Origin of the sequence: Deinococcus metalli (assembly GCF_014201805.1) — a bacterium.
In the GTDB taxonomy this organism is placed as follows: Bacteria; Deinococcota; Deinococci; order Deinococcales; family Deinococcaceae; genus Deinococcus; species Deinococcus metalli.
On the sequence record NZ_JACHFK010000001.1, the window covers coordinates 457,983 to 482,948 of the forward strand.

Here is a 24,966-nt window from a genome sequence, read left to right on the forward strand (position 1 = left end):
GAATCCGTATACGTGGTATGACCCGGACCACACTCCTGTCGCTGGCCGCTGCCGTCATCCTCGCGCTGACCGGAGCGGCCAGCGGCATCCAGCGGGGTCAGGTGCCTCCGGAGGTCATGGGGACGGCGTGGCTGAACACACCTGCGCCCACGCCACTCGCGGGCCTGAGGGGGCAGGTCGTCCTCGTGAACTTCTGGGTGTACTCGTGCATCAACTGCTCCAACAGCCTGCCGACCCTGAAGGGCTGGTATGGCAAGTACCACGCGCAGGGGCTGGAGATCATTGGCGTCCATACGCCGGAATTCGAGTCGGACAAGCCCACGGCGTCGGTGCAGGCAGCGATCCGGCGCGAGGGGCTGGCGTGGCCGGTCGTGCAGGACAACGCCCGCGCCAACTGGAACGCATGGGGCGTGAATGCGTGGCCGACCTTCGTGCTGATCGACCGTGGCGGTCGCGTGCGCGCCGTGCACGTCGGCGAGATCAGCGACCGCTATCCCCAGGCGATCCCTGCCCTGGACGCCCAGATCCGTGCTCTGCTGGCCGAGAGATGAAGCAGCGGTCGCTGCTTGCCCTGCTGCTGGCGCTGACCTCCGCGCCGGCCGCGACCGCCGTCAGCCCGACCACGCTGCTCGTGACCTTCCGCCTGCCCGCTGGGGCACACGTGAACGCCCGCGCGCCCAGCACCCTGGTCCTGAGCGCGGGCACCTTCGCCCGCACTGTGGCTCTGACCGGCCCGCGCGACCCAGCCGACCGTGATGGCAATCTCGCCCGCCTGGACGACGTGCGAGTGGGGCTCCCCGTCCGGGCCGGCACCAGGGTGACCCTCCAGGCCCGCCTCTACGTCTGCGACGCCGTGGCCGGGATCTGCACGGTGCGCCAGCGCCAGCAGGTGGTGACACTCAAGCCCGGCGAGACCACGGTGGTGGTTGATGGTCGAGAGGGAAGAGAGAACCGCACGGTCCATCACCCACCCGTCGTCTACCGTTCTCCCCGCACGTAGGCGCGGCCCAGGCCCGCCGGGGCCGATCCTGCCTGTCCGCGCCGCCCTGCCAGCGCCAGCACGACCAGCACGAGCACGAAGGGCATGGCGCTGAAGACCTCGGTCGGAATGGGGCTGTTGCCCTGGAGACGGAACTGGAGGTAGTACAGGAAGCCGAAGAACAGCGCGCCGGCCACCGCGCGCAGCGGGTCCCACGCCACGAAGATCACCAGCGCCACCGCGATCCAGCCCAGGCCGCCAGCCATGTTGTCGGACCACGAGGAACGGTACGACAGCGACAGGAACGCGCCTGCCAGTCCGCCCAGCGCGCCGCCGCCCAGCACGCCCAGCCAGCGCACCAGCCCCACGTTCACGCCCAGTACGTCCGCTGCCGCCGGGTTCTCGCCCACCGAGCGCAGGGTCAGGCCCGGGCGCGTGGCGTTCAGGTAGAAGGCCAGCGCGCCCGCCAGCAGCAGCGCCACCACTGTGAAAGGGCTGACCGTGAAGCCGCCCAGCGTCCAGTCCGGCACCTTGTTGAACAGCGGCAGGCCTTCGAACTTCTTGCCCAGCAGGCCGGCGGCGCCCGTGCCGATCAGCGCCAGGGCCAGCCCGCTCACGAACTGGTTGGCGCGCAGCGTGACGGTCGCCAGCGCGTGCAGCGTGCACAGCGCCGCGCCCGCCAGCATGGAGGCCAGCACCGCCAGCCACAGGCTCGCGTCCGGCGCGCTGGCTGCCACCGCGAAGGCCGCGAGCGCCCCGATGGCCATGACGCCTTCCATGCCCAGGTTCACGATGCCCGAGCGCTCGTTCACGATGGCGCCCAGGCTGGCAAGCAGCAGCGGCGTGCCCACCGCCAGCGCCCGCACCAGCGCCTCCACCACGATGTTATCCATGCCGTCCCCCTGTCCCGAGCGGTGTCATGCGCGACCCCAGACCACGCGGTGGCGGACGAAGACCTCGGACGCGATCAGGCACAGCAGGATCACGCCGGAGAAGACGTCCACCACCCGGAAGGGCATGTTCAGGTCGATCTTCAGCAGGTCGCCGCCAGCCAGGATCACGCCCATCAGGGGGGCGGTCACCAGGCACAGCGCCGGATTGCCGCGCGCCAGCCACGCCACGATCACGGCCGTGAAGCCGTAGCCCAGCGAGATCTGCCCGGCTTCGAGCAGCCGGTGGTGGATGCCCGCGACCTCGCCGGCCCCGGCCAATCCAGCCGCGCCGCCCGTGATCAGGGCGACCACCGTGGCGATGCCGGCCGCGTTCAGGCCGGCGTAGCGCGCCGCGCCGGCGTTCTCGCCCACCACCCGCAGCGCGTAGCCGAAGGTCGAGCGCGTGAGCAGCCATTGCAGCCCCAGCGCGACCACGATGCCCAGCAGCAGCGTGGGCCAGTGCACCTGCGTGCCCGGCACCACCGGCAGGTAGCCGCCGGCCGGAATGGTGTCGGTGTAGATGTATCCGCGCACGTCCTTGCCCTTCCACGGCCCCGCGATCAGGTACGTCACGACTGCCACGGCCACGTAGTTCAGCATCAGGGTGGAGAGGATCTCGTTCACGTTCACGCGGCGCAGCCACGCGGCGATGCCGGCCCACAGTCCGCCGCCCAGCGCGCCCATGATGAACATGGCGGGCGCGACCAGCGGCCCTGGCAGCGGGATGAACAGCGCCGTGCCCGCCGCGAACACCGCGCCCAGCAGCAGCTGCCCCTCGGCGCCGATGTTGAAGAACTGCGCCCGGAACGCCAGCGCCAGCCCGGAGCCGATCAGCAGCAGCGGGATGGTGCGCCGCCCCACCTCGGCCAGGCCGGTCGGGTCGCCCAGCGTGCCGCGCAGCATCGAGCCGTACACCGCGCCCGGCGACACGCCGTACACCAGGAAGATCAGCGCGCACACCACCAGGGCGACCACCACCGCTGCCAGGGTGACCAGCGCCGAGCGGGCGGTCGTGGTGGCCGGCAGGGCCACGAAGCGCATCACGCGACCACGCCCTGTTCGGCGCCGGGCACCGAGTGCGGGTGTGCGCCGCCCATCAGCAGGCCCAGCGACTCGCGCGTGACCTCGCGGGCGGGAAATGGCCCCAGGAGCGACCCGCCGACCATCACGCCGATGCGATCGGAGAGGCTGAGCAGTTCGTCGAGATCCTCGCTGACCAGCAGCACGCCCGCGCCCGATCCGGTGCGCTCCAGCAGCACCCGGTGCACCTGATCCGTCGCGCCGATGTCCAGGCCGTAGGTGGGGTGCACCGCCAGGATCAGTTTCGGCGCGCCCGCCAGTTCGCGCGCCAGGATCAGCTTCTGGATGTTGCCGCCGCTCAGCAGGCGGCTGGGGGTATGGATGCCCGGCGTGGCCACGCCGTACGCCTCGACCTCCCGGCGGGCAAGGTCGTCCACCTGGCCCAGGTCTCGGGCCAGCCCGCGGGCCAGGGGCGGCTGGTCGTACGCGCGCAGGGCGACGTTCTCCGCGACCGTCATGCTGGGCACGGTGCCCGAGTGGATACGGTCTTCGGGGATGTGCGCCACGCCGGCGCGGAAGCGGGTGCGCGCGCCGCCCGCGAGCGCCTGCCCGTCCAGGGTGACGGTACCCGTCGCCGGGTGGAGGCCCGCGAGCACCTCGACGAGTTCGCTCTGCCCGTTCCCGGCGATGCCGGCCACGCCCAGCACCTCGCCGCGTGCGAGGTCGAAGGACACGCCGCGCAGCGCCGGCAGGCCGCGCGAGCCGCTGGCCGTGAGGTCGCGCACACTCAGCAGCGCGCCGCCCGGGGCCGAGCCCGACTGCCGCTTGCGGGTGAAGTCCACCGAGCGGCCCACCATCAGCTCCGCGAGGCCCTCGCGCGTGGCGCCCGCCGTGGGCACGCCGCCCACCACCTTCCCACGCCGCAGCACCGTGACCCTGTCCGCGACGTCCAGCACCTCGTCGAGCTTGTGCGAGATGAAGATCAGCGAGCGGCCGTCGGCGCGCAGCTCGCGCATCACGCGGAACAGGCCCTGCGCCTCCTGCGGCGTGAGCACCGACGTGGGCTCGTCCAGGATCAGCACCCGCGCGCCGCCCAGCAGCGCCCGCACGATCTCCACCCGCTGTTTCTCGCCGGGCGACAGGTCGGCCACGCGGACGGCGGGATCGACCTCCAGGCCGTACTTCGCCGACAGCTCGCGGATGCGGCTCGCCACGCCGCGCGCCGGAAACAGCGCGCCGCTGCCGCCCAGTGCGAGGTTCTCCGCCACCGAGTGCCGCGCGACCAGCAGCGGGTGCTGCGGCACCAGCCCGATCCCCAGCGCGCGCGCGTGGGCAGGGCTGCCGATCCGCACGGCCTTGCCGGCCAGTTCCACGGTGCCCTCGTCGGGCTGGTACAGGCCGTACAGGATCGAGATCAGGGTGCTCTTGCCGGCGCCGTTCTCGCCCAGCAGGGCCAGCACCTCGCCGGGATGCAGCGTCAGGTCGACGCCGTCGTTGGCGACGACCCCGGGGAAGCGTTTGGTGATGCCGCGCAGCTGCAAGGTCGGGGGAGACGCCACATCCATGACTCCATCCTGACAGCACATGGCGTCCGCGCACAGGCCGATGTGCAGTCGGCAGCGCCGCGCCCGTGAAGGCACGCCGAAGCGCACCTGACTCCATCGTTACACGGACGCCGGATACTGACGGCATGACGTCCGGCACCACCCCGGCCGGGCGGGCCAGCACCGCCCTGGTCACCGCCCGCTTCCTCAGGATGCTCAGCATCGTACTCGAGCAGCTCGACGCCGTGCGGGACGCCGACACGCGCGCCGAATACGCCGGCCTGACCGCCCGCGCGAAGGTGCTGGAACGCGAGACCGACGCGCTGGAACGCGAGATCGAGGACGCCTGCTTGCAGGCCTTCGGGTCGGGCCTGAGCGGCGAGGAACTCGCCTTCCACTCCATGGTCTTCCGCTCGCTGACGAACCTGGAGCGCGTCGGGGACTACGCCTTCGGTGTGGCCCGCGACCTGGAGGCCTTCGCGCCGCGCGTGCGCTCCGCCACGCTGCAAGACGCCGTGCCGATCGTGCGGCTGCTCTCCAGGATGGTCGAGCGGCTGTCGTACGCCTTCGCGGAGCGGGACGCCTCGGCGGCGCGTGAGGTCATGCGCCTGGATTTCGAGCAGGTGGACGCCCTGTACGAGCAGATGCAGCGCGCCAGCCTGACCAGACTGCTCGAACGCCCGGAAGACACCGAGGTCGCCCTGATCGCCGGACGCATGGCCCGCAACCTCGAACGCCTGGGCGACCACCTCGTGAATGTCGCGGAGCGGCTGGAACTGCTGGTGCTGCGCCCCGCCGTCCCGCTGCACTGACAGCGGTAACCACATCAGTTGAAGGTTTTACCTTCAACTGATGTGGGGCGAGCAGAGCGAGTGATCGCGACAGACAGCGGTCGAAGCGGAATTGATGGTGGTGCTGTCCCACCAGGGGTGCAACGGAGCACCGCTGTGAGACGGTGACGCGCTGGATTATGCGACCGGCGCCACCTTGTCCGTGTGGATGGTGCGCTCCTCGGCCCTGGCACCCTTGAGCAGCGGCATGACCAGTTCGCCGAAGCGCCGCGCTTCCTCCACGTGCGGATAACCGCTGAAGATGAACGACGAGAAGCCCATGGCCTCGTAGCGGCGGATCTTCGCCGCCACCTGCTCCGGGTTCCCGATCAGGGCGACGCCCACGCCGCTGCGCGCCATGCCCACGCCCGCCCACAGGCCCGGCTCGACCATCAGGTCGGCGTCCAGGTTCTTCGTCAGCTCGATCTGCCGCTGCTGACCCACGCCGTCCACGTGCGCGTGGCTCGCCACGAACGCCGCGCGCACCGAGGGATCGACCCGGCTGATCAACCTCTCGGCCGCCGCGCGGGCCTCGGTCTCGGTTTCACGCACGATCACGTGCGTCCGCAGGCCGTAGCGCAGGGGTCGGCCGGTCGTCGCCTCCAGCGCCTTCATCTGCGCCATCCGCTCCGCCAGCATGTCCTCGCGCTCGCCCCACATCAGGTACACGTCCGCCAGTTCCGCCGCGATGTCCTGCGCGACCGGGGACGCCCCGCCGAAGTACAGCGGAATCGGCTGGGCGGGCGCCGGGTCGAGCACCGCGTTCTCGAAGGCGTAGCGCTCGGACGCGTGCGACTGTGGGGGCGGCTGCGTCCACAGCTGCCGCAGGATCGTCATGAATTCGCGGGTGCGCTCGTAGCGGCTCGCGTGATCCTCGAAGTCGCCGTACATGGCGTTCTCGGCCGGACTGCTGCCCGTCACGATGTTCACGCGCACCCGCCCCGGGAAGAGGTTTTGCAGGGTGGCGAGCATCTTGGCGTACATCGCCGGGTGGAACATGCCCGGGCGCACCGCGATCAGCAGGCCCGGGTCGTCCGCGGCCGTGCGCGCCAGGGCGGCCACCGCGGCCGTGTAGTTCTCGTGCTCGCTGTGGTAGTTCGTGGCGGTCAGCAGCGCGTCGAAGCCGGCCTCGCCCGCCGTGCTGATCTGCGCCTGCAGGTACGGCAGGGTCGGCCGGCGCGGCGGCTTGGTGGCCGTGCCGATGAACTCGCCGTCACGCGACAGTTGCAGGAACCACAGGAATTCGGAGGGGGAGGGCTGGGTCATGGGGAATCACCACCTGAGAATGGGACATGGAGCGGAAGAGAGCGCTGTCACGCCTTCACGCCGCCCGCCGTGAGACCGGCCACGAAGCGGCGCTGGAACACGGCGATCAGCAGCACGATGGGCACCGTGGCGACCACCACGGCGGCGGCGATCAGCGGCCACGGAAACGCGAACTCGCCCTGGTACAGGGTCACGCCCACCGATACGGTCCGCATGCTCAGCCTGGTGTTGAAACTCAGGGCGAGCAGGAACTCGTTCCAGGAATTCACGAACACCAGCAGCGCGGCCGTGACCACGCCCGGCGCGGACAGCGGCAGCACCACGCGCAGCATGGCCCCGACGCGGTCCGTGCCGTCCACCATCGCGGCGGCCTCCAGGTCGCGGGGGATGGCGCTGAAGAACGCGACCAGCGTCAGGATCGCCACGGGGAGGCTCAGGGCGGCGTAGGGGAGGATCAGCGCGGGGTAGGTGTTCAGCAGCTCCGCGCCGCGGAACAGCCGGAACAGCGGCACGAGCAGGCTGACGACTGGGAACATCGAGAACGCGACCACGCCGGTCATCAGCACGCCGCGCGCCCGGACGTGCAGCCGCGCCAGGGCGTACGCGGCCGGCACCGCGCACGCGATACACAGCGCCGTGGACAGCACGCTGACGATCAGCGAATTGGTGAAGAACGTGGCGAAGGGCTGCTCGCTGAACACGCGGGCGTAATTGCCGACATTCATGCTGGACGGCAGGTACTGCACCGGGAATGTCTGGAGTTCTCCCTCGGATTTCAGGCTGGTGAGCACCATCCAAATGAAGGGAAAGAAGCCCCCGACAATCAGGGTGCCCACCGCCACGGCGCGCACGAGCCGTTCGGGCGGGGAGAGGCGGGGCGCGGGCTGGTCGGTGCCGCTCATGAACTGGACCCGTCGCGCACGAAGCGCACGTACACGGCCGTGACCGCGAGGCTCAGCGCGAACAGCGCCACGCTTAGGGCCGCGCCGTACCCGAAGTCCAGGAACTCGATGCTGGTGCGGTAGATGTACACGCCCAGCGTTTCGAGCAGCCCCTGCGCCGGCGCCTGCTGGATGAAGGTGTACGGGATGTCGAAGACCTGCACGGCACTGATCGCGCGGAAGATGAACGCGACCGCCAGGCTGGGCGCCAGCAGCGGCAGCAGCACCCGGAAGAAGCCCTGCACGCGCGTGGCGCCGTCCACCTCGGCCGCCTCGGTCAGGTCGCGCGGAATGCCCTGGAGGCCCCCCAGGACGATCAGCGCGACGAAGGAACTCGTCTTCCACACGATGGTGATCACCATCGCCACGACCGCGAGCCCCGGCGTGCTGAGCCAGCGCAGCGGTTCGTGGATCACGCCGGCGCGGTACAGCACATCGTTGACCACGCCGTACTGCGCGTTGAACAGCCACGCGAAGATCAGGCCAGAGATCACCGGCGGCATCGCCCACGGCAGCAGCAGCGCCACGCGCGCCAGGCCGCGCACGCGGCTGGGCGTGTGCGCGGCCAGCGCCATGGGAATGCCTACCAGGAAGGAGCCGCCCACCGTGAAGATCCCGAACACCAGCGTGTTGCGTAGCGCCTGCCCGAAGCGTGGGTCGTGGAGCATCTGCGCGTACTGACTCAGGCCCACGAAGCCGCGCAGCCACGGCTCGGTCAGCTTGTTCACGTACAGCGAGTCGCGCAGGGTGGTCAGCATGGGGAACAGCAGCACGCCGCACAGCAGCAGCGCGGCGGGCAGCAGCAGCAGCAGGGCCAGTCGCCCCTCGGAGGTCTCGCGGCGGGGCTGCCCGCGCCCAGGTCGTGCGGTCATCGGCTCACTTCAGCAGCGGGTCGAGGTCGCGCTTCATGTCGCCCAGGGCGGCGTCCACCGTCTTGCTGCCGGCTACAGCCGCCGACACGTTGTTGCGGATGATCTCCGACACGCGCGGGTAGTTGGGCGTCACGGGGCGCGGCCGCGCCTTCGTCACGATGGAGTACAGGGCCCCAAAGTGCGGGTTGGCGGCCAGCACGGCCGAGTCGTTGTACAGGCTCTTGCGCACCGGCAGGTACGCGCCCTTCACGGCCATCTCCTTTTGCACGTCGCTGCTCGCCATGTACTGCAGCAGCTTCACGGCGGCCGCCTTGTTCTTCGAGAAGGCGTTCACGCCCCATTCCCAGCCGCCGGTGCAGGTGGCGGTGCCGTTCTTGCCGAAGGCGGGCAGCGCGGCCACGCCCACGTCGCCCTTGACCTTGGTGGGCTGCGGGCTGTTGCCCTGGAAGTGCGCCCATGCGTAACTCCAGTTCAGGCCGAAGGCGACGTTGCCGGCCTGGAACTGCTGGCGCGAGTCGTCGGTCTTGATCTCGGCGCTCGCGGCGGGCGACAGCTTGCTCTTGACGCTGTCCACCAGGTAGCCCAGGCCCTGCTTGGCGGCCGGGCTGGTCACGTCGCTGACATTCCCGCCGCCGGTCCACAGCAGTTCCAAGAAGTTGCACACGGTGCCCTCGATGGGCGCGCCCTGGAAGTTGAAGCCCTGCATGCTGCCGCCCTCGCCCTTCTGGATCTTCGTGGCGGTGGCGGTCAGGTCGTCCCACGTCTTGGGCACCTTGGCGTTGTACTTGGCGAGGAGGTCCTTGCGGTAGTACAGGAACTGCGCGTCCGTGAAGGCCGGCATGGCGTACAGCTTGCCGTTCACGCTGGCAGCGCTGATCGGGCCGGGCAAGAAGGCCTTCAGGTACGTGTCCTTGCTGGGCAGGTAGGCGTCGAGCGGCTCGGCCCAGTTGGCGGCGGCGAAGGTGGCGGTACGCACCACGTCAATCAGGAAGATATCCAGGGTGCTGTCGCGCGCGGCGAGCACGGTGGTCAGGTACTGGTTCTGCGCCTCGCTGGTGGCGCCGCCGGTCTCGATCTTGATCCTGATGTTGGGGTTCTGGGTCTGGAAGCGCTCGAAGATCGGCTGGAAGATCTCCGGGCGCTGCTGGCTGCCCATGAACACCGTGAGGGTGGTGGGGGCGGCGTGCGCGGCGCTGCCGAGCGCGGCCAGGGCGAGGGCACTGAGGAAGGGAATGCGGTTGGACATGGCGGCCTCCTGGGCGGAATAGTGGACTGGTTTTATCAACTGCTTGTTGTATCAGGGGACGGCGCGGCGGTCTAGCCGGGGCGCGGCCTGGGAGGGAACACGTGGTTGACACCACGAGTGTGACACGTCCCCGGGCGGCGCCGGAAGCGGGGTGGGGCGGCGCTACACTTCGGCGCATGACCACCACCGACCTTCCGCGCTGGCGGACGACCGACCTGTACGGCGGTCTGGACGCCCCGGCTCTTACGGCTGACCTGACCACGCTGGCCGACGACGTCTCCGCCCTGGTGACCACCTTCGACACCCTGGACATCCGCGAGGGCGGCGCCGTCGTCACGCCGGACGCGCTGGAGACCGTGCTGGACGCCATGAACGCCGTGACGCTCCGGGCCGCCACGCTGCGCTCGTACCTGAACGCCTTCGTCGCCACCGACAGCCGCGACGCCGCCGCGCAGGGCCTGATGTCCACACTCACCACGACCACCCTGCCGCTGGGGCCGCTGCGTTCGCGCTTCACCGCGTGGCTGGGCGACCTCGACGACGCCGCGCTGGACGCCCTGACCGGGTCGTCGGACACCGCGGGCGGGCACGCGCACGTGCTGCGCCGCGCCGCCCTGTACGCCCGCCACCAGATGAGCCCCGCCGAGGAAGATCTCGCCGCCCGCCTGCGTCCCAGCGGAGCCGGCGGCTGGGCGAAGCTGCACGGCAACGTCAGCGCCGTCCTGAGCGGCACGCTGAACGGCGAGGCGCTTCCCGTTACTGCCCTGCGTGCCCTGGCGACCGATCCCGACGAGGCCGTACGGAAGGGCGCGTTTGACGCCGAGATCGCCGCGTGGGCGTCCAGCGAGGTCGTGATGGCCGCGTGCCTCAACGGCGTGAAGGGCGAGGAGGGCGCCCTGGCCGCGCGGCGCGGCTTCACGGACCCGGTGCAGCCCAGCCTGCTCCTGAACGGCATCGATCAGGCCACGCTGGACGCCATGCAGGGGGCGGTCGTGCGCTCCCTGCCGGACTTCCGCCGGTATTTCGGCGCGAAGGCCCGCGCACTGGGCAAGCCGAAGCTCGACTGGTGGGACCTGTTCGCGCCGGTGGGCCGCAGCGAGACCGCGTGGACCTACGGCGCCGGCACCCGCTTCGTGGAGGAGCAGTTCCGCGGCTACAGCGCCGCGCTGGGCGACTTCGCGGCGCGCGCCTTCGCGGGGGAGTGGGTGGACGCCGGGCCGCGCACCGGCAAACGCAGCGGCGCGTTCTGCATGCGCTGGACCGGCGACCAGAGCCGCATCCTGATGAACCACGATCCCAGCCTGGACTCCGTGAGCACCCTGGCGCACGAACTCGGGCACGCGTACCACAACGTGCAGCTCGCGCACCTGCCGCCGCTGCGGCGCGAGACGCCCATGACCCTCGCAGAGACCGCCAGCATCTTCTGCGAGACGATCATCCAGAACGCCGCGCTGGACAGCGCCACCGGCGCCGAGCGCGTGTACGCCCTGGAGACGCAGCTCCTGGGGCACGCGCAGGTCGTGGTGGACATCCACAGCCGCTACCTCTTCGAGCGCGCCGTGTACGACAAGCGCGCCGAGCGCGACCTGAACCCGGCAGAGTTCGTGGAGCTGATGACGTGGGCGCAGCGCGAGACCTACGGCGACGCGCTGGGCACCCTGCACCCCTACATGTGGGCGGTGAAGGGCCACTACTACAGCCTGCCGTTCTACAACTACCCGTACACCTTCGGCCTGCTGTTCGGTCTGGGCCTGTACGCCCAGTACACCGCGGCCCGCGCACAGGGGGACGGAGCGGTACAGGACTTCCAGCGCCGCTACGACGACCTGCTCGCCAACACCGGGCAGGCGACGCCGCTGGAACTCGCCGCCCGTTTCGGCATCGACCTGCACGCCCCGGACTTCTGGGAGGGCAGCCTGGACGTCATCCGGGGGCAGATCGCGGCGTACGAGGCCCTGACGGGCGCGGAGGGCTGACAGGACGGAGCGGAGGGCACGAGCAGTCCGCTCCGTGCCCTCCGCTCTGTGCAGGCGCGTCAGCGCACCTTGATGTCCTGATCGAACCACGTCAGCACGCGCTCGCGGCCGAAGGGCCACACCTGCACCTGGGCGGCGTGCGCGGCCTCCTGCACGAATTCCGGCAGGGGACCACGGGTTTTCGGAGTGGCGTTCCACGTGGGCGCGTCGTGCGGCAGGCCCGCGAGTTCCCGCGCGCGCTGGAGCCCGAGGCGCAGGTCGCCCAGTTCGTCCACCAGGCCGCGTTCCAGGGCGTCCGCGCCGCTCCAGATGCGGCCGCGGCCCAGCTCGTTCACGCGCTCCTTGCTGAGCTTGCGGCCGTCCGCCACGCGCGACGTGAAGCGGTCGTAGACCTCCTCGATCCCCTTCTCGACGTGGCCGCGTTCCTCGTCCGTGTACCCACGGCTGGAGGAGTACAGCAGGGCGCTGTCTCGGCCCACCCGCTCCGGGTTCAGGCCGTGGCGCCGGTTGAAGTCGGTCAGAACCGGCTTGCCCGTGACCACGCCGATGCTGCCCGTCAGGGTGTACGGACTGGCGACGATGTGTTTGGCGTGCGCGGCGACGTAGTACCCGCCGCTCGCGGCGTACTCGCCCATCACCACGACCACCGGCTTGGCGCTGCGCTGCACCTCGCGCCAGATCAGGTCGGACGCCAGGGCGCTGCCGCCGCCGGAATTGACGTACAGCACGATCGCCTTGGTGGCCTTGTCCTCGGCGGCGCGCTTCAGGGCGGCGACCACGGTGTCCGACCCCGCCTGCGGGCCGCCCAGCAGCGGCAGGGGCAGCGGGTTGTTCTTGCTCTTGCCGGTCACGATGGTGCCGATCACCGGCACGACCGCCACGCGGCCCGCCTTGGGGTTGCCGGGCTTGTGCGGCACCAGCCAGTCCACGATCGCCATCAGCGGCTGGGTGGCCGGGCCGACCAGCTCGTCCTCGTACGCGACGCGGGTGATCAGGCCGGCGTCTTGCGCTCCCTGCGCGCTGGTGATGGTGCCCGACAGCCACCCGGCCGCCACACCGGTGTCCACCCCGCGCGCCTGAGCCATGTCCTGCACCCACGCGGTTTCCAGGCCGTCCAGGTAGGCCTGGAGCTGTTCGCGATTGGCGTCGTCCATGTGCTCCTGCGAGAAGCGGGTCAGGGCCGCCTTGTACTCGCGGATGCGCAGGTTCTCGAACTCGATGCCGTGCTTTTTCAGGAACTCGCCCAGGAAGGTGGGTTCCACCGCGAAGCCGCCCAGCATCACGTCCGCCGACTCGGGCGCGGCGATCTCCTTCGCGCCGCTCGCCGTGATCAGGGTGGTCATGGTCAGCTGCGGCACGTACGCCACCACGCGCTTGTGCTCGCCCAGGTGCGCGATCAGCGTGCGGATGGCGTGGGCGGTCGCGGGCGCCGCCGTGAACTCGCTGATCTTCACCAGCACGCCGTGTAGCCACTCGGCGCTGCGCAGCTTCTCGATGCGCGCCTCCAGCGCCTCCAGGGTGTCCGTACGGTTCAGCAGGGCCTGGAGGGGCGTGCTCGGCTGCCGCTCGGGGTACGGGCCGGTCACGTCCAGCACCACCCACGTGGGCCGCGACACGCCGTCGGGCAGGCCGCCAGCGGATTTGTTCAGGAATGGGATGTTGAAGAGGGGCATATGCGTACGGTACGCGGCCCGGTCGCCCCGGGTTCCCCCGGCGTCACGTTTCGGCCCGGGGCGGCCCCCTCAGCCGCCGCGCCATCACGCGCGCCCGGGCGTCGAGCCGGGCGGCCGTGTCCGGCGCCAGCTCGGCGTGGACCGTCTGCGACCACAGCGCCAGCCACCGCTCGACGTGCGCCGAGCGCAGGCCCAGTCCCGCGTGTGCTCCGCCCAGGTGGCCGCGCCACTGCGCGCCGCCGCCCAGCACCGTGCTCCAGAAGGCCGTGACGCGATCTACGTGGGCGTCCCAGTCGTGGACGTGCGCGGCGAAGATCGGGCCGATCACGGCGTCTTGCCGCGCCCGCGCGTAGAACGCCGCCACCACGCGGCGCAGCGCGTCCGGGCCGCCCAGCGCCTCCAGGTCGCTGCCCGGCCGGCGCGACGACCACGCCGGCAGCGCGGCCAGAAACGCGTCCAGCTCAGCGGTGGGCAGCTCGGGGGCGGCCAGGGCCGTTACGCGGCCCAGCGTCCAGCGTACGGGTACGCTGCCCTGCTCGCGCTGCGCGGCCGCGCCGCGTGGTGGCGCGCTCCACTCGGTGGGCCACACCGGACCCGGGGGGTAGATGACCGCGCCCAGCGCCCGGCCCGCCAGCGCCGCGCCTGTGCCCCATGCGAGCACCGGCACGTCCTGGCGCACGGCCGCGCCGATCAGCCACAGCAGCGCCCAGCGCTCGGGGCGCTCTCGCACGTCCAGCACGGGTTCGCCGTCGTGCGGCACCAGCAGCCCGGCCGCCGTGTCCAGGCCCCCAGGCGTGGCAGGCTGGGCCGAGGCCAGCGCGGGCAGGGGAGACGTGGTGAGCACGGGTCCCGGCATGCCGCCAAGCATAGGGCCTGCCCCGTGAAGGCAGGCCCGCGGCGTCCGTACCGGCGCTCAGTTCAGGGAGCTGATCCAGGCGTGGATGTTGGTGATGTCGCTGTCGCTGATCTGCTCGCTGGTGAAGCGCGGCATGATGGTGTTCAGGGTCTTTTCGGGCGTCTTGCCCTCACGCAGCGCGGTAATCATCTGGGCGTCGGTCCAGGCCTTGGGGCCGTCGGCAGTGGTGAGGTTGGGACCGACGCCGCCCTTGGCCTCGGCGCCGTGGCAGCCCGCGCAGTTGCTCGCAAACACCGTCGCCCCCGCCTTCTTGTCGCCCTGGGGCTCGGCGGCGGCGGCCGTCTCGGCCGGCTGCTGGCCCGTCTCGCCGCCGGTGGCCGCGCCGCCCGGAGGCGTGGTCTCGCTGGCGGTGCTCACGCTCTTGCCGCCGTCTGCGCCGCCCGCGCCGATCACCGCGCCGTTGTCGCCGGACTGCGTGCCGCCCTCGTTCTGCGCGAGCGTGTCGCCCTGCGCGGTGGCCGGCCCGGTGGGGCCGGTCGACGAGGAACTCGGGCTGGGCGCGGAGTCGTTCGCGGTCTGGGCCGACCCTTCGGCCGCCGACTCGCTGGCGGCCGGCTCTTCCCGCTCGGTCGTGGCCAGCTTGTACCCGGCGATCGAGCCGCCCAGGGTCAGGGCCAGCAGCAGCGTCATGGTGACGGCGAACGTGTTCTTCATGATCCCGAGCCTACCACACGGTCAGGGGGCAAATGACCGGCCTGCACGTGTTCTGCGGCCCGCAGCGCTACACTCCGCGCATGCTCCGTCCGCCCCGGCTCGCGTCGCTGGTCGCCAGCAACTCCGACATCCTGGCCGCCCTGGGTGCCGCGGCGTGGGTGGTCGCCGCCGACAGCCACAGCGACGCGCCGGGGCTGGAGGGCGCCGTGCGCCTCGGCCCGGACCTGGACATCGACGTGGCCGCCCTGAGCGCCGCCCGGCCCGACCTGGTGCTCGCCAGCCTGAGCGTGCCCGGCCAGGAGCGCGTGGTGCAGCGCGTGCGGGACGCCGGGCTGGAGGTGCTGGTGCTGGACCCCATCAGCGTGCATGACACCCTGGCCGACATCCGCACGATCGGCCACGCGGTCGGCCTGGCGGACCGGGCCGAGGAGGTCGCGCGCACCCTGGACGCCGAGCTGGACACCCTTCGCCTGCCCTTCTCGGCGCCGCCGCGCGTGCTGGTCGAGTGGTGGCCGCGCCCGATCATCGCCGCGACCCGCGAGTCGTGGGTGACGGACCTGCTGGAGCGCGTGGGCGCTGTGAATGCCCTGGCGGACCGCGCGGGCCGCAGCGCGCCCCTCACGCTGGATGAGGTGCGGGCCGCGCGGCCCGACGTGATCGTGTGCTCGTGGTGCGGCGCCAAGCGGCTGCGCCCAGAAGTGATCGAGGCACGTGGCCTGGGCGTGCCCGTCGTGGCGATCCATGAGAGCGGCCTGGGCCGCCCCGGCCCCCGCCTGCTGGAGGGCGCGCGGCACCTGCACGCGGCGCTGGAATCCCTGGTCCCCGCGTGAGCCGGGGCGCTCAGCCGCGGGCGGGGGGCGCTCAGCCGCGGGCGGGGGGCGCCCAGCCCAGGATCGCGCGCAGGCCCGCCAGGCAGTCGGCGCGGTAGGCCGCCAGATCCGGCTGCGGGTCCGCCAGGAAGCGCACGCTCAGGCCCTCCACCAGCGCCCGCAACTGCCGTGCGCGTGCCGGCGCACCCACCTCGCCGGACAGCCGCGCGAGTTCGAGGTCCAGGGTCAGCGTTTCCTCCAGAAAGTCGCGCTGGACTGCCATCAGCGCGGCGTCACGGGTCGCGGCGGCCAGGAAGTCCAGCGACACCGTGTAAAAGCGCCGGGTGTTCTCCACGCCGTAGAACTGGTTGTCCACGAAGGCACGCAGCTTGGCCTCCGGCGTCTCGGCCAGCCGCAGCGCCCGGCGCGTCGCCACGCCGATCGTCCGCGTGAAGCGCCGGATCACCGCCGACAGTAGCCCCGCGCGGCTCCCGAAGTGGTACACCAGCGTGCCGCGGCTCACCCCGGCGTGGGCGGCGATGTCGGCCAGCGTCACGCCAGCGTAACCGCGCTCGTAGATCGCCAGGTAGGCCGCTTTCTCCAGCGCCGCGCGCCGGGCGCGGTCCTGGATGGGATTCACTCGGCGGGCCATGCTGCGCCCAGCATCCCGGCTGCGGCGGGGAGCGTCAAGCGCGCTTCGTACACCGCGACACGGCCGCGGCTACACTGCGGGCATGCGAGTCCTGAGCGTGTGCGTGGGCCAGCCGCGGGCGATGCGGAGCAAGTCCGGCTGGAGCGGCATTCACAAGATGCCGGTGGACGGCCCCGTGCACGTGGGCCGGCTGGGGTTGGCCGGCGACCACATCCTGGACACCGAACACCACGGCGGCGTGGAGCAGGCCGTGTACATCTACACCGCGCCGGACTACGCGTGGTGGTCGGAGCGGCTGGGCCGGCCGCTGTCGCCCGGGACCTTCGGCGAGAACCTGTTGCTGTCCGACCTCGAATCCGCGGCAGTGCGGCTGGGCCAGCGGTTCCGGGTGGGCGGCGCGGTGCTGGAGGTCGCGTCCGCGCGGGTGCCGTGCGTGACCCTGGCCGAGCGCATGGGCGACCCGGCCTTCGTCAAGAAGTTCCGCGACGCGCGCCGGCCCGGTGTGTACGCCCGCGTGCTGCACGAGGGGCCGGTGCAGGCGGGTGACCCGGTGACGCTGCTGGACGTCGCGCCCGGGATGGACGGCACCATCCTGGACAACTTCGAGGCCTTCTACGTGCGCCACCCGGGCGCGGCCACCGTCATGGCCGACTGAGGCCCGCCACCACCAATGTCACGGTCAGCGCGGCCAGCCCCATGCCGATGGAGCTGGCCGCGCCGGTCAGCTCGCCCTCCTCGCGCGCCCGCGCGGTGCCGATGCCGTGCGACACCGCGCCGATGGCGATGCCCCGCGCGAGCGGATGCTGCACGCCCAGCGCGCTCAGGACCGGCGGCAGGATCAGCGCGCCCAGCAGGCCCGATAGCACCGCCAGCGTGGCCGCCAGCGCCGGCGGCGCGCCCGTTAACTGCGCGAGCTGGAGCGCGACCGGGCTGGTGGCCGGCGCGGTGAGCAGCGAGCGCTGCGCGTCGTCACCCAGATGCAGCGCGCGGGCCAGCCCGGCGTCCACCGCCACGCCCGCCACAGTGCCGGCCAGCCCGCCCAGCACCAGCGCCCGCCATTGCCGGGCCAGCAGCGCCCGCAGGCGGTACAGCGGCACCGCCAGCGCCACCACCGCCGGAGCGAGCAGCCCCTGGAGCGGCCCGACGTCGTGCAGGTACGTGGCGTACGGCACGCGCAAGGCGAGCAGCGTCGCCGCGACGAGCAGCGTCGCGATCAGGGTGGGGTTCGCCAGCGGCGAGCGGGCCCGCGTCTGCGCGACCACGCCCAGCGCGAAGGCCAGCAGCGTCACCGCGGTCCACGTCACGCTCCGCCCCTCACGTCTCGCCCCGCACCATCCGCGACGCGAGCACGCCCGCCACGCCCGCACCGACCAGCAGCCCGGCCGCCATCACCAGTAGCCACCAGCCCCACGCTGCGCCGGCCGACAGGTACCCGATGAAGCCCACGGTGGCCGGCACGAACAGCAGGCCCAGAACGCCCAGCAGGCCGTCCGCGGCGTCCGAGATCCAGTGCAGGCGGATCACGCGCGCGCCCAGTGCACCCCACAGCAGCGCCATGCCGACGACGGAGCCCGGCAGGGGCAGGTGCAGGGCGGTGACCAGACCCTGCCCCAGCGCCGCGAAGGCCAGCAGGACGCCCAGGCCCAGCACGAAGCGCGCCGGGGCGGGCAGGCGGGCGGTGATCGACCCGCCGGCGCTGTCCCGCCCGGTCACGGCGCCGGCGGCAGTCCGGCGAGCATGCCGCGCACGACCTGCTTGGCGTGCCGGGCGACCCGCGGCATGAACTCGCGGTAGTCCACGTTCGCGCCCGTGTCGGCGGTGTCGCTCACCGAGCGGATCACCACGAAGGGCACGCCGGCCTTGGCGCACACCTGCGCGACCGCCGCGCCCTCCATCTCGGCGCACGCCGCGCCGAAGGCCTCGCGCAGCCGCGCCACGCCGGACGCCGACGCGATGAACTGGTCGCCGCTCGCCACGCGGCCCTCGACCACGTGCACGCCCTCCACGCCGCGCGCGGCCGTCACGGCGGCGGCCCGCAGCGCCGGATCGGCCGCCCAGCTCGGGCTCTCGCCGGGCACCGTGCCCGCGTCGTAGCCCAGCGCGGTCACGTCCACGTCGTGCTGCACGCAGTCGGTGCTGACGACGATGTCGCCCACCTTCAGGTCCGGGTGCACGCCGCCCGCCACGCCGGTGAACACCACGCGCGACGCGCCCTGCATCAGCAGGTACGCCGTCGTCAGCGCGGCGTTCACCTTGCCGATGCCGCCGCGCGTGAGCAGCACCGGCACGCCGTCCAGCACGCCGCGGTGTAGCGTCACGCCGGGAAAGCCCAGGTCCTCACGGTCCTGCAGGTCCGCCAGCAGCAGTTCGATTTCCTCGTCCATCGCGCCCATGATCGCCAGCATTGCGCCCAGTCTACGCGGCCGGCCCGCGCGTCCTGTGCATGGACGTTCATGCGCCGGGCGTATGCTCGGCCCATGACGAGCCCCACCACACAGGCCGACGACGTGCGGGACACGCTGGACGTGGGCGCCCTGCGCCATCCGGACTCCATGAAGTGGACGCTGTACCCGCCGGACGTCATTCCGATGTGGGTCGCGGACATGGACTACCCGGTCGCCCCGGCGATCCTGGACGCGCTGCGCGAACGGCTCACGCGCGGCCTGGGGTACCACCAGCTGCGCGGTGACCCCGAACTGCTGCCTCTGCTGCGCGCCCACCTCGCCGCGCAGGGCCTGGACGACCTGCCCGAGGGCGGCATTGCCTTCCTGCCGGGCGTCGTGCCGGGCCTGTACGCGGCCGTGCACGCCCTGACCACGCCGGGCGAGCCGGTCGTGACCATGACGCCCATCTACCATCCCTTCCACATGGCGATCACGGACCTGGGCCGCCGGGTCGCTGGCGTGCCGCTGCGCGAGGGCGAGACCGGCTACGAGATCAACTGGGCCGCGCTGGACGCCGCGTCGCGCGGCAGCCGCCTGCTGATGCTGTGCCATCCCCACAACCCCACCGGCCGCGTGTGGACCGCGGAGGAACTGGAAAAGCTCCGCGACCTTGCCATCGCCCGCGACCTGTTCGTGGTGAGCGACGAATTGCACGCGGACCTGCGCTACACCGGGTCGGCCTTCGAGGCCTTCGCCGCCGACCCGCGCGTGCGAAGCCGCACCATCACCCTGACTGGCCCGTGCAAGGCGTACAACACCGCCGGGCTGGGGATCGGCGCGATGGTCGGGCACAACGCCGGACTGGTGAGCCGCGTCCGCTCGGCCGCCGGCGGTCTGATGGGCCACGAGGGCGCCATGAGCGTGACCATGTGGCGCGCAGCGCTGTCGGGCGCCGGCCCATGGCTGGAGGACACGGTGGCGTACCTCCAGACCAACCGCGACTTCCTGATGGCGTACCTGCGCGAGAAGCTGCCGTGGGTGCGCGCGTATGCGCCCGAGGCGACATACCTCGCGTGGCTGGACCTGCGCGACCACCCGCGCGCCGGGGACATCCAGGCCTTCTTGCTGAACGAGGCGAAGGTCGCCGTGCACGACGGCCCGGTCTTCGCGCCCGAGGCGCAGAAGGCGCAGTATCAGGGCTTTGTCCGGCTGAACTTCGCCACCAGCCGCGCGATCCTCACCGAGGCGCTCGACCGCATGGCGACCGCCCTGAACAGCGCCCGCTGACGCTGCTCAGCCCGGCTGCGGCTCGGCCACCAGTTCCCGCAGGCGCGTGATCAGCGGGTGCAGGCGGTCGCGCCGGAGCTTCAGCGCCGCGCGGTTCACGATCAGGCGGGCGCTGGAGTGGAACAGCACATCCAGTTCCTCCAAGTTGTTCGCGCGCAGCGTGCCCCCGGTCTGCACGAGGTCGATCACGGCGTCGGCCAGCCCGGTCAGCGCGGCGAGTTCGATGTTGCCGTTCAGCTTCACGATCTCGGCCGGTACGCCCCGCTCGTTCAGGTACGCCTGCGCGGCGCGCGGGTACTTCGTGCCCACGCGGTTCACCGGCCCGGCCGCGCCCACCTCGCGGATCAGGGACAGGCGGCACGGCGCGAACCGCAGGTCGAGCGGTTCGTAGACGGTGCGGCCGGACTCGACGAGCACATCCTTGCCAACGATGCCGGCGTCCGCCACGCCCAGGTCGACGTACACCGGCACGTCCTGGTTGCGCAGCTCCAGCACCGTCACGCCGGGGAACTCGTGCCGCAGCGCGCGGGACTTCTCCGGCAGCGTCAGGGGCAGCCCCGCGCGCGACAGCAGGTCGATGGCGTCCTCCAGAATGCGGCCCTTGGGCAGGGCCAGCGTCAGGTGGTCCGGCGCGCGGCCGGGCAGGGGGCTCACGGCTGCACCTCCAGCCACCCGTTGCCCGCAATCCAGCGGGTGATGCCCCGCTCGCGGCTGTACGCGCTCAGCGCCGCGCGGTCGTCCGTCCACGCGAGTTCGGCGTGCAGGCCGGCGTCGCGCGCCGCCTGCGCGCCCGCCAGATCCAGGGCGAGCACCACCTCCGGTTCCGGCGGCAGGGCACTGGCCGCCGCGCGCGCCAGGCGCTCCAGCCCGATGGCGAAGCCCGCGCCGGGCAGCCCGCCCTCCAGCGCGTAGCGGCCGCCGCCCAGCACCGGCTGGTTCAGGCCCGACGAGTACGCGCGGAACGTCACGCCGGTGTAGTAGTCGTAGCGGCGGCTGACGCCTAGGTCGAACAGCAGCGGCCCGCCGACCTGCGCCGCGACGTCACGCAGGTGCGCCACGGCCGCCCGCGCCCGCGTGCCCTGCGCCATGTGTGCGGCGGCGTCCAGCACCTCCGGGCCGCCGTACAGCTCGGTCAGCTCGTGCAGCGTGCGCGTGACGTCACCCGACAGGCCGTCGCGGCGGGCCAGCACGTCCACGTCCGCGCCGCTCTTGCGGTCGATGGCGTGGTGCAGCTCCTCACGCGCCCGGCCGTGCAGCCCGGCGTCCTCCAGCACCGCGTCCACGAAGCCCGGGTAGCCCACCTCGAGCTGCGCGTGCACGCCCACGTCGCGCAGCGCGGCGTCCGCGAGGTGCAGCAGTTCGGCGTCCGCGTGCGCGCTCTCGACTCCGATCAGCTCCACGCCCGACTGGTTGAACTCGCGCAGGCGCCCGAGTTCGCTGGTCAGGGCGCGCAGCCACAGCCGCCCGGCGTACTGGAGCCGCAGCGGGAATGGCCCCGCCGGGAAGCGCGTGCGGGCCAGCCGGCCCACGGCGGTCGTGAACTCGCTGCGCAGCGCCAGCACCTGGCCGCCCGAGTCGATCAGCTTGAACGCCAGCGCGTCCTGCGGGTGCGCGGGGCTCGCGTATTCCAGTGCCGGCACCTCGATGCCCCGGTACCCCCACGCGCTGAAGGTGGCGGCCAGCCGGGCGCGCAGGGCCTCGCGCTGCGCCCACTCGGGCGGCAGCACGTCGCGGGTGCCCTCGGGAATGCCGGGAGCGGTGGAGCGGGACAGGACACGGGCGGACGCACTCACGGGGCGCATTGTAAGCGCGCGGTGGCCGGGCGCGGTCAGCCGGGACGGGTCCGGATGTCCAGCGGTCTGGACGTGTCCCGCTCCGGTGGTCCGGCGCCTCGGCCGGCAGAGTGCCTCACAGACACGCCCGGTATACTCGCCCGTATGCGCCGTGCCCGTCCCGCTGTGACCGCCCTGCTCGCCTGCACCGGGCTGCTGGCCGGCTGTGCCCGCACGACGGACACCTTCAAGCCGCGCATCACCATCAGCAACGCCGACGGCGCCGCCAGCCGCGCGAAGTCCTTCGTGGTGGACGGTTACGTGCTGGACGACACCGGCGTCACGCAGATCACCGTGGACGGCACGCCCATTCCGATCCTGCCGGGCAGCCGCAAGCTCGCGCACTTCCAGTTCAAGACCTTGATCCAGGGCAGCAGCGGCAAGTACACCATCGCCGCGCAGGACGCCGCCGGGAACCGCAGCACGCTGGTGCTGCCCGTCACGGTGGACGCCGAGAAGCCCGTGATCAAGGTCACGAGTTTCGAGAAGACCGGCAACGTGATCCGCGTGGGCGGCACCGTCACGGACAACGGCCGCGTCGTGCAGGTACTGGTGGACGGCAACCAGATCAACATCACGCCCGGCCGGACCGTGGACTTCTACGCCGAGACGACCGGCATCTGGGCGGACCTCGCGGCCGTGGACGCCGCCGGGAACCGCGCCACGCTGCGCGCCCGCTGACCTCCACCCGAAGGGTGACGTTCGTGTAGCTCCCCCCACGTTAGGGTGGCGGCATGGACTCGCTCGTTCACTCCATCCTCGCGTTCTCGTATGTCGGGATCTTCCTGATCGTGTTCGCGGAGACCGGCCTGCTGCTGGGCTTCTTCCTGCCGGGCGACAGCCTGCTGATCACGGCCGGGCTGCTCGCGGCGAGCGGCGACCTCAGCCTGGGCGGCGTGATCGTGGCGGTGGTCGCCGGCGGCATCCTGGGGTGCATCTCGGGGTATTTCATCGGGCAGCGCTTCGGGCCGGCGGTGTTCCGCAACCAGGAGTCGCGCTTCTTCAAGCCGGAGTACGTCACGCAGGCCGAGAAATTCTTTGAGCAGTACGGCTGGCAGTCGGTGGTGCTGGCGCGCTTCGTGCCCATCGTGCGGACACTGGTGCCCACCCTGGCCGGCGTGAGCCGCATGCCGCTGGGCGTGTTCACCGCGTACAACGTGCTGGGTGCGCTGCTGTGGGGCGTGTCGCTGCCAGCCCTGGCGTACTACTTCGGCAAGCTGATCCCGAACCTCGACCGCTACGTGCTGCTGATCGTGGCCGTGGTGCTGGTCGTGAGCGTGATTCCGGTGGTCGTGAAGGTCATGCAGGCCCGCCGCGGAGCGTAGCGAGAAGCGCCACGGTGTGACCGGCGCGGGCAGCCTACGCTGCGGCCGTGACCCTGCCGGCCGCGCCCCGCCCGACCCCCGATACCCTGCCCGCCCCCCCGCACCTGCCCGAGATCGCGCGGCGGCTGCGGGAACGCTACCTGCCCGATCCGCCCGTGCCCACCCGCAGCCGCGAGCCGCTGGACGGGCTGATCTCGACCATCCTGTCGCAGCAGAACACCGCGCCGATCACGCGCCGGCAGTTCGCCGCCCTGAAGGCCGCGTATCCCCGCTGGGAGGCGGCCCTGGCGGACGGCCCGGACGGCATCGAGGGCGTGCTGAAGGAAGCGGGCGGCGGGCTGTCGCGGATCAAGGCCGGGTACATCCACGCGGCGCTTGCCCACCTGGACGACACGCGCGCGGAGCTGAGCCTGCGGGACCTGCGCGACCTGCCGGACGCGGACGTGCGCACCCTGCTGGAGGGCATGCCCGGCGTGGGCATGAAGACCGCGAGCTGCGTGCTGCTGTTCGAGCTGGCGCGGCCCGCCATGCCCGTAGACACGCACATCTGGCGCATCGCCGGGCGCCTGGGCCTCACGCCGGAAGGCTGGAACGCCGTGAAGGTCGAGCGGTGGTTCGACCGCGTGCTGCCGCGCGAGTGGGGAGCGCGCTACACCTTCCACGTGGCGACCATCCGCCACGGCCGCGAGACCTGCCGCGCCCGCCACCCGCGCTGCGACGCGTGCGTGCTCCTTGACCTGTGCCCCTCGGCCGCGCTGCTCGCTCCGCGCCTGCCCGCTATGCTCCAGCCATGACCACGCCCGCCTACGCCGCCGAACTGGAGGTCGCGACCCGCCTGGCGCACGAGGCCGGCGCGCTGCTGCAGGGCCACCTGCGCGCCGGCCTGAATGTCGAGCACAAGACCTCCATCGACGATCCCGTGACCGCCGCCGACCGGGAGGCCTCGGTGCTGATCACCGCCGGGCTAGCCGCCGCGTTCCCCGACGACGGGCTGCTCAGCGAGGAGGAGGCCGACAGCGACCGCCGCCTGTCGCGCGGCCGGGTGTGGATCGTCGATCCCATCGACGGCACCAAGGAGTACGCGGGCGGCAGCGACGACTACTGCGTGAGCATCGGCCTGGCCGTGGGCGGCGAGCCGGTGCTGGGCGTGGTGTACGCGCCCGCCACCGACGAACTGTTCACGGGCGTGGTCGGGCACGGCGTCACGTACTCCGGCACCCACGCCGCGCCGTCCACCGAGAACGGCTGGCGCGTCGCCGTGTCCGACACCGAGTACGGGCGCGAACTGCGCGGCCTCGACCTGCCCGGCATGCACCCCAGCGGAAGCATCGCCCTGAAACTCGCGCGGATCGCCGCCGGGCACGCGGACGCGACCTTCACCATGTCACCGCGCAGCGAGTGGGACATCGCCGCCGGGCACGCCCTGCTGCGCGCCGCCGGCGGAGAGCTGCGCCGCCGCGACGGCCGGCCGATCACCTACAACCGCCCCGCGCCGCACGTCGAGCAGGGGATCGTGGGCGGCATTCCGGACGCCCTGGCGTGGCTGGAGGCCGAACTGGGTTCCCGCGCGCTCCCCACCGCGCACCTGGGCCTGCGCCCGGACGCGCCTGCGTGGACGACCCTGGACGCCGCAGACCAGACCGCACTGACTGGACACCCTGGCGTCTACGTCCGCCACGCCGCCGGGCGGGTGCTGGCCCTGCTGGTCGTCGATCCGGCCACCCGCACGGTCGAGCGGGCCGAGGGCGACGCCTTCCACCTCGAGCGCCTCACGCGGGACGTCACGCGGGCCCTGGGGGCGCTGACGCCGGCCGGACGCTAGGCTGAG

The 24,966-nt window shown here is 72.1% G+C and carries 27 protein-coding genes; 11 read left to right on the forward strand and 16 right to left on the reverse strand.

What is annotated here, in order from left to right:
* The first annotated feature begins 17 nt into the window (after positions 1-17).
* Both HNQ07_RS02240 and HNQ07_RS02245 read left to right on the forward strand, forming a co-directional pair.
* Positions 18-551, forward strand: a complete 534-nt coding sequence (locus HNQ07_RS02240; protein ID WP_184109261.1) for a redoxin family protein — start codon at positions 18-20, stop codon at positions 549-551.
* Positions 548-1,000: a hypothetical protein gene (locus HNQ07_RS02245; protein ID WP_184109262.1), complete on the forward strand. Its 453-nt coding sequence runs from the start codon at positions 548-550 to the stop codon at positions 998-1,000. Before HNQ07_RS02240 ends, HNQ07_RS02245 begins: the two co-directional genes overlap by 4 nt.
* Here the strand turns inward: HNQ07_RS02245 and HNQ07_RS02250 are convergent.
* From HNQ07_RS02250 to HNQ07_RS02260, 3 genes are read right to left on the reverse strand one after another with little or no spacing between them, the layout of a single operon-like run.
* Complete coding sequence (locus HNQ07_RS02250) at positions 979-1,872, reverse strand: ABC transporter permease (protein WP_184109263.1); 894 nt, start codon at positions 1,870-1,872, stop codon at positions 979-981. The two genes, HNQ07_RS02245 and HNQ07_RS02250, sit on opposite strands and share 22 nt — an antisense overlap.
* 24 nt (positions 1,873-1,896) lie before the next feature.
* A complete protein-coding gene (locus tag HNQ07_RS02255; protein WP_184109829.1) occupies positions 1,897-2,952 on the reverse strand; it encodes an ABC transporter permease in 1,056 nt (351 codons plus the stop codon).
* The gene (locus HNQ07_RS02260) at positions 2,952-4,496 is read right to left on the reverse strand and encodes an ABC transporter ATP-binding protein (protein WP_184109264.1); all 1,545 of its coding nucleotides are present in this window, start codon (positions 4,494-4,496) and stop codon (positions 2,952-2,954) included. Before HNQ07_RS02260 ends, HNQ07_RS02255 begins: the two co-directional genes overlap by 1 nt.
* Positions 4,497-4,621: 125 nt before the next feature.
* Here HNQ07_RS02260 and HNQ07_RS02265 point away from each other — a divergent pair, with 125 nt between their 5' ends.
* On the forward strand, positions 4,622-5,287 hold the full coding sequence (locus HNQ07_RS02265; protein ID WP_184109265.1) for a phosphate signaling complex PhoU family protein: 666 nt from the start codon (positions 4,622-4,624) through the stop codon (positions 5,285-5,287).
* Positions 5,288-5,443: 156 nt separating this feature from the next.
* On the opposite strand, the gene HNQ07_RS02270 is transcribed toward HNQ07_RS02265, so the two are convergent.
* The 4 genes from HNQ07_RS02270 to HNQ07_RS02285 are packed head-to-tail and all read right to left on the reverse strand — an operon-like array spanning position 5,444 to position 9,630.
* A complete protein-coding gene (locus tag HNQ07_RS02270) occupies positions 5,444-6,571 on the reverse strand; it encodes an LLM class flavin-dependent oxidoreductase (RefSeq protein ID WP_184109266.1) in 1,128 nt (375 codons plus the stop codon).
* Positions 6,572-6,618: 47 nt separating this feature from the next.
* On the reverse strand, positions 6,619-7,473 hold the full coding sequence (locus tag HNQ07_RS02275; protein WP_184109267.1) for a carbohydrate ABC transporter permease: 855 nt from the start codon (positions 7,471-7,473) through the stop codon (positions 6,619-6,621).
* The gene (locus tag HNQ07_RS02280) at positions 7,470-8,384 is read right to left on the reverse strand and encodes a carbohydrate ABC transporter permease (protein ID WP_184109268.1); all 915 of its coding nucleotides are present in this window, start codon (positions 8,382-8,384) and stop codon (positions 7,470-7,472) included. The genes HNQ07_RS02275 and HNQ07_RS02280 overlap by 4 nt, the downstream gene beginning before the upstream one ends.
* 4 nt (positions 8,385-8,388) lie before the next feature.
* On the reverse strand, positions 8,389-9,630 hold the full coding sequence (locus tag HNQ07_RS02285) for an ABC transporter substrate-binding protein (RefSeq protein WP_184109269.1): 1,242 nt from the start codon (positions 9,628-9,630) through the stop codon (positions 8,389-8,391).
* Positions 9,631-9,806: 176 nt separating this feature from the next.
* Between HNQ07_RS02285 and HNQ07_RS02290 the strand changes: the two genes are divergently transcribed.
* Positions 9,807-11,606, forward strand: a complete 1,800-nt coding sequence (locus HNQ07_RS02290; RefSeq protein ID WP_184109270.1) for a M3 family oligoendopeptidase — start codon at positions 9,807-9,809, stop codon at positions 11,604-11,606.
* Positions 11,607-11,665: 59 nt separating this feature from the next.
* Here HNQ07_RS02290 and HNQ07_RS02295 read toward each other — a convergent pair whose 3' ends face one another.
* From HNQ07_RS02295 to HNQ07_RS02305, 3 genes are read right to left on the reverse strand one after another with little or no spacing between them, the layout of a single operon-like run.
* Positions 11,666-13,279, reverse strand: a complete 1,614-nt coding sequence (locus tag HNQ07_RS02295) for a S49 family peptidase (RefSeq protein WP_184109271.1) — start codon at positions 13,277-13,279, stop codon at positions 11,666-11,668.
* Positions 13,280-13,322: 43 nt separating this feature from the next.
* Positions 13,323-14,135, reverse strand: coding sequence for a group III truncated hemoglobin (locus tag HNQ07_RS02300; protein WP_229831782.1), 813 nt, complete (start codon positions 14,133-14,135; stop codon positions 13,323-13,325).
* 57 nt (positions 14,136-14,192) lie between these two features.
* Positions 14,193-14,849, reverse strand: coding sequence for a c-type cytochrome (locus HNQ07_RS02305; protein ID WP_184109273.1), 657 nt, complete (start codon positions 14,847-14,849; stop codon positions 14,193-14,195).
* An 80-nt stretch (positions 14,850-14,929) separates the two neighbouring features.
* Here HNQ07_RS02305 and HNQ07_RS02310 point away from each other — a divergent pair, with 80 nt between their 5' ends.
* On the forward strand, positions 14,930-15,679 hold the full coding sequence (locus tag HNQ07_RS02310; RefSeq protein ID WP_184109274.1) for a helical backbone metal receptor: 750 nt from the start codon (positions 14,930-14,932) through the stop codon (positions 15,677-15,679).
* Between the two features lie 31 nt (positions 15,680-15,710).
* On the opposite strand, the gene HNQ07_RS02315 is transcribed toward HNQ07_RS02310, so the two are convergent.
* Positions 15,711-16,310, reverse strand: a complete 600-nt coding sequence (locus HNQ07_RS02315) for a TetR/AcrR family transcriptional regulator (protein ID WP_184109275.1) — start codon at positions 16,308-16,310, stop codon at positions 15,711-15,713.
* A gap of 82 nt (positions 16,311-16,392) precedes the next feature.
* Between HNQ07_RS02315 and HNQ07_RS02320 the strand changes: the two genes are divergently transcribed.
* Positions 16,393-16,965 carry an MOSC domain-containing protein gene (locus HNQ07_RS02320; RefSeq protein ID WP_184109276.1) on the forward strand — a complete coding sequence of 191 codons (573 nt, stop codon included), beginning with the start codon at positions 16,393-16,395 and terminating at the stop codon, positions 16,963-16,965.
* Here HNQ07_RS02320 and HNQ07_RS02325 read toward each other — a convergent pair.
* Genes HNQ07_RS02325 through HNQ07_RS02335 form a run of 3 tightly spaced genes read right to left on the reverse strand, consistent with a single transcriptional unit; the run spans position 16,952 to position 18,715 of the window.
* On the reverse strand, positions 16,952-17,614 hold the full coding sequence (locus tag HNQ07_RS02325) for an LrgB family protein (RefSeq protein WP_184109277.1): 663 nt from the start codon (positions 17,612-17,614) through the stop codon (positions 16,952-16,954). The genes HNQ07_RS02320 and HNQ07_RS02325 overlap by 14 nt on opposite strands.
* Positions 17,615-17,624: 10 nt before the next feature.
* A complete protein-coding gene (locus HNQ07_RS02330; RefSeq protein ID WP_184109278.1) occupies positions 17,625-18,023 on the reverse strand; it encodes a CidA/LrgA family protein in 399 nt (132 codons plus the stop codon).
* On the reverse strand, positions 18,020-18,715 hold the full coding sequence (locus HNQ07_RS02335) for a 5'-methylthioadenosine/adenosylhomocysteine nucleosidase (RefSeq protein WP_184109279.1): 696 nt from the start codon (positions 18,713-18,715) through the stop codon (positions 18,020-18,022). Before HNQ07_RS02335 ends, HNQ07_RS02330 begins: the two co-directional genes overlap by 4 nt.
* A gap of 72 nt (positions 18,716-18,787) precedes the next feature.
* Here HNQ07_RS02335 and HNQ07_RS02340 point away from each other — a divergent pair, with 72 nt between their 5' ends.
* Positions 18,788-19,981, forward strand: coding sequence for a MalY/PatB family protein (locus HNQ07_RS02340; protein WP_229831781.1), 1,194 nt, complete (start codon positions 18,788-18,790; stop codon positions 19,979-19,981).
* A 6-nt stretch (positions 19,982-19,987) separates the two neighbouring features.
* Here the strand turns inward: HNQ07_RS02340 and hisG are convergent, their stop codons facing one another.
* Both hisG and HNQ07_RS02350 read right to left on the reverse strand, forming a co-directional pair.
* Positions 19,988-20,635 carry an ATP phosphoribosyltransferase gene (hisG, locus tag HNQ07_RS02345; RefSeq protein WP_184109280.1) on the reverse strand — a complete coding sequence of 216 codons (648 nt, stop codon included), beginning with the start codon at positions 20,633-20,635 and terminating at the stop codon, positions 19,988-19,990.
* Complete coding sequence (locus tag HNQ07_RS02350; protein WP_184109281.1) at positions 20,632-21,783, reverse strand: ATP phosphoribosyltransferase regulatory subunit; 1,152 nt, start codon at positions 21,781-21,783, stop codon at positions 20,632-20,634. The genes hisG and HNQ07_RS02350 overlap by 4 nt, the downstream gene beginning before the upstream one ends.
* Positions 21,784-21,918: 135 nt before the next feature.
* On the opposite strand from HNQ07_RS02350, the gene HNQ07_RS02355 reads away from it, so the two are divergent.
* Genes HNQ07_RS02355 through HNQ07_RS02370 form a run of 4 tightly spaced genes read left to right on the forward strand, consistent with a single transcriptional unit; the run spans position 21,919 to position 24,960 of the window.
* A complete protein-coding gene (locus HNQ07_RS02355) occupies positions 21,919-22,494 on the forward strand; it encodes a hypothetical protein (protein WP_184109282.1) in 576 nt (191 codons plus the stop codon).
* A 53-nt stretch (positions 22,495-22,547) separates the two neighbouring features.
* Positions 22,548-23,138, forward strand: a complete 591-nt coding sequence (locus HNQ07_RS02360) for a DedA family protein (protein WP_184109283.1) — start codon at positions 22,548-22,550, stop codon at positions 23,136-23,138.
* Positions 23,139-23,185: 47 nt separating this feature from the next.
* Positions 23,186-23,932: an endonuclease III domain-containing protein gene (locus HNQ07_RS02365; RefSeq protein WP_184109284.1), complete on the forward strand. Its 747-nt coding sequence runs from the start codon at positions 23,186-23,188 to the stop codon at positions 23,930-23,932.
* Positions 23,929-24,960 carry a 3'(2'),5'-bisphosphate nucleotidase CysQ gene (locus tag HNQ07_RS02370; RefSeq protein ID WP_184109285.1) on the forward strand — a complete coding sequence of 344 codons (1,032 nt, stop codon included), beginning with the start codon at positions 23,929-23,931 and terminating at the stop codon, positions 24,958-24,960. Before HNQ07_RS02365 ends, HNQ07_RS02370 begins: the two co-directional genes overlap by 4 nt.
* Positions 24,961-24,966: the final 6 nt, after the last annotated feature.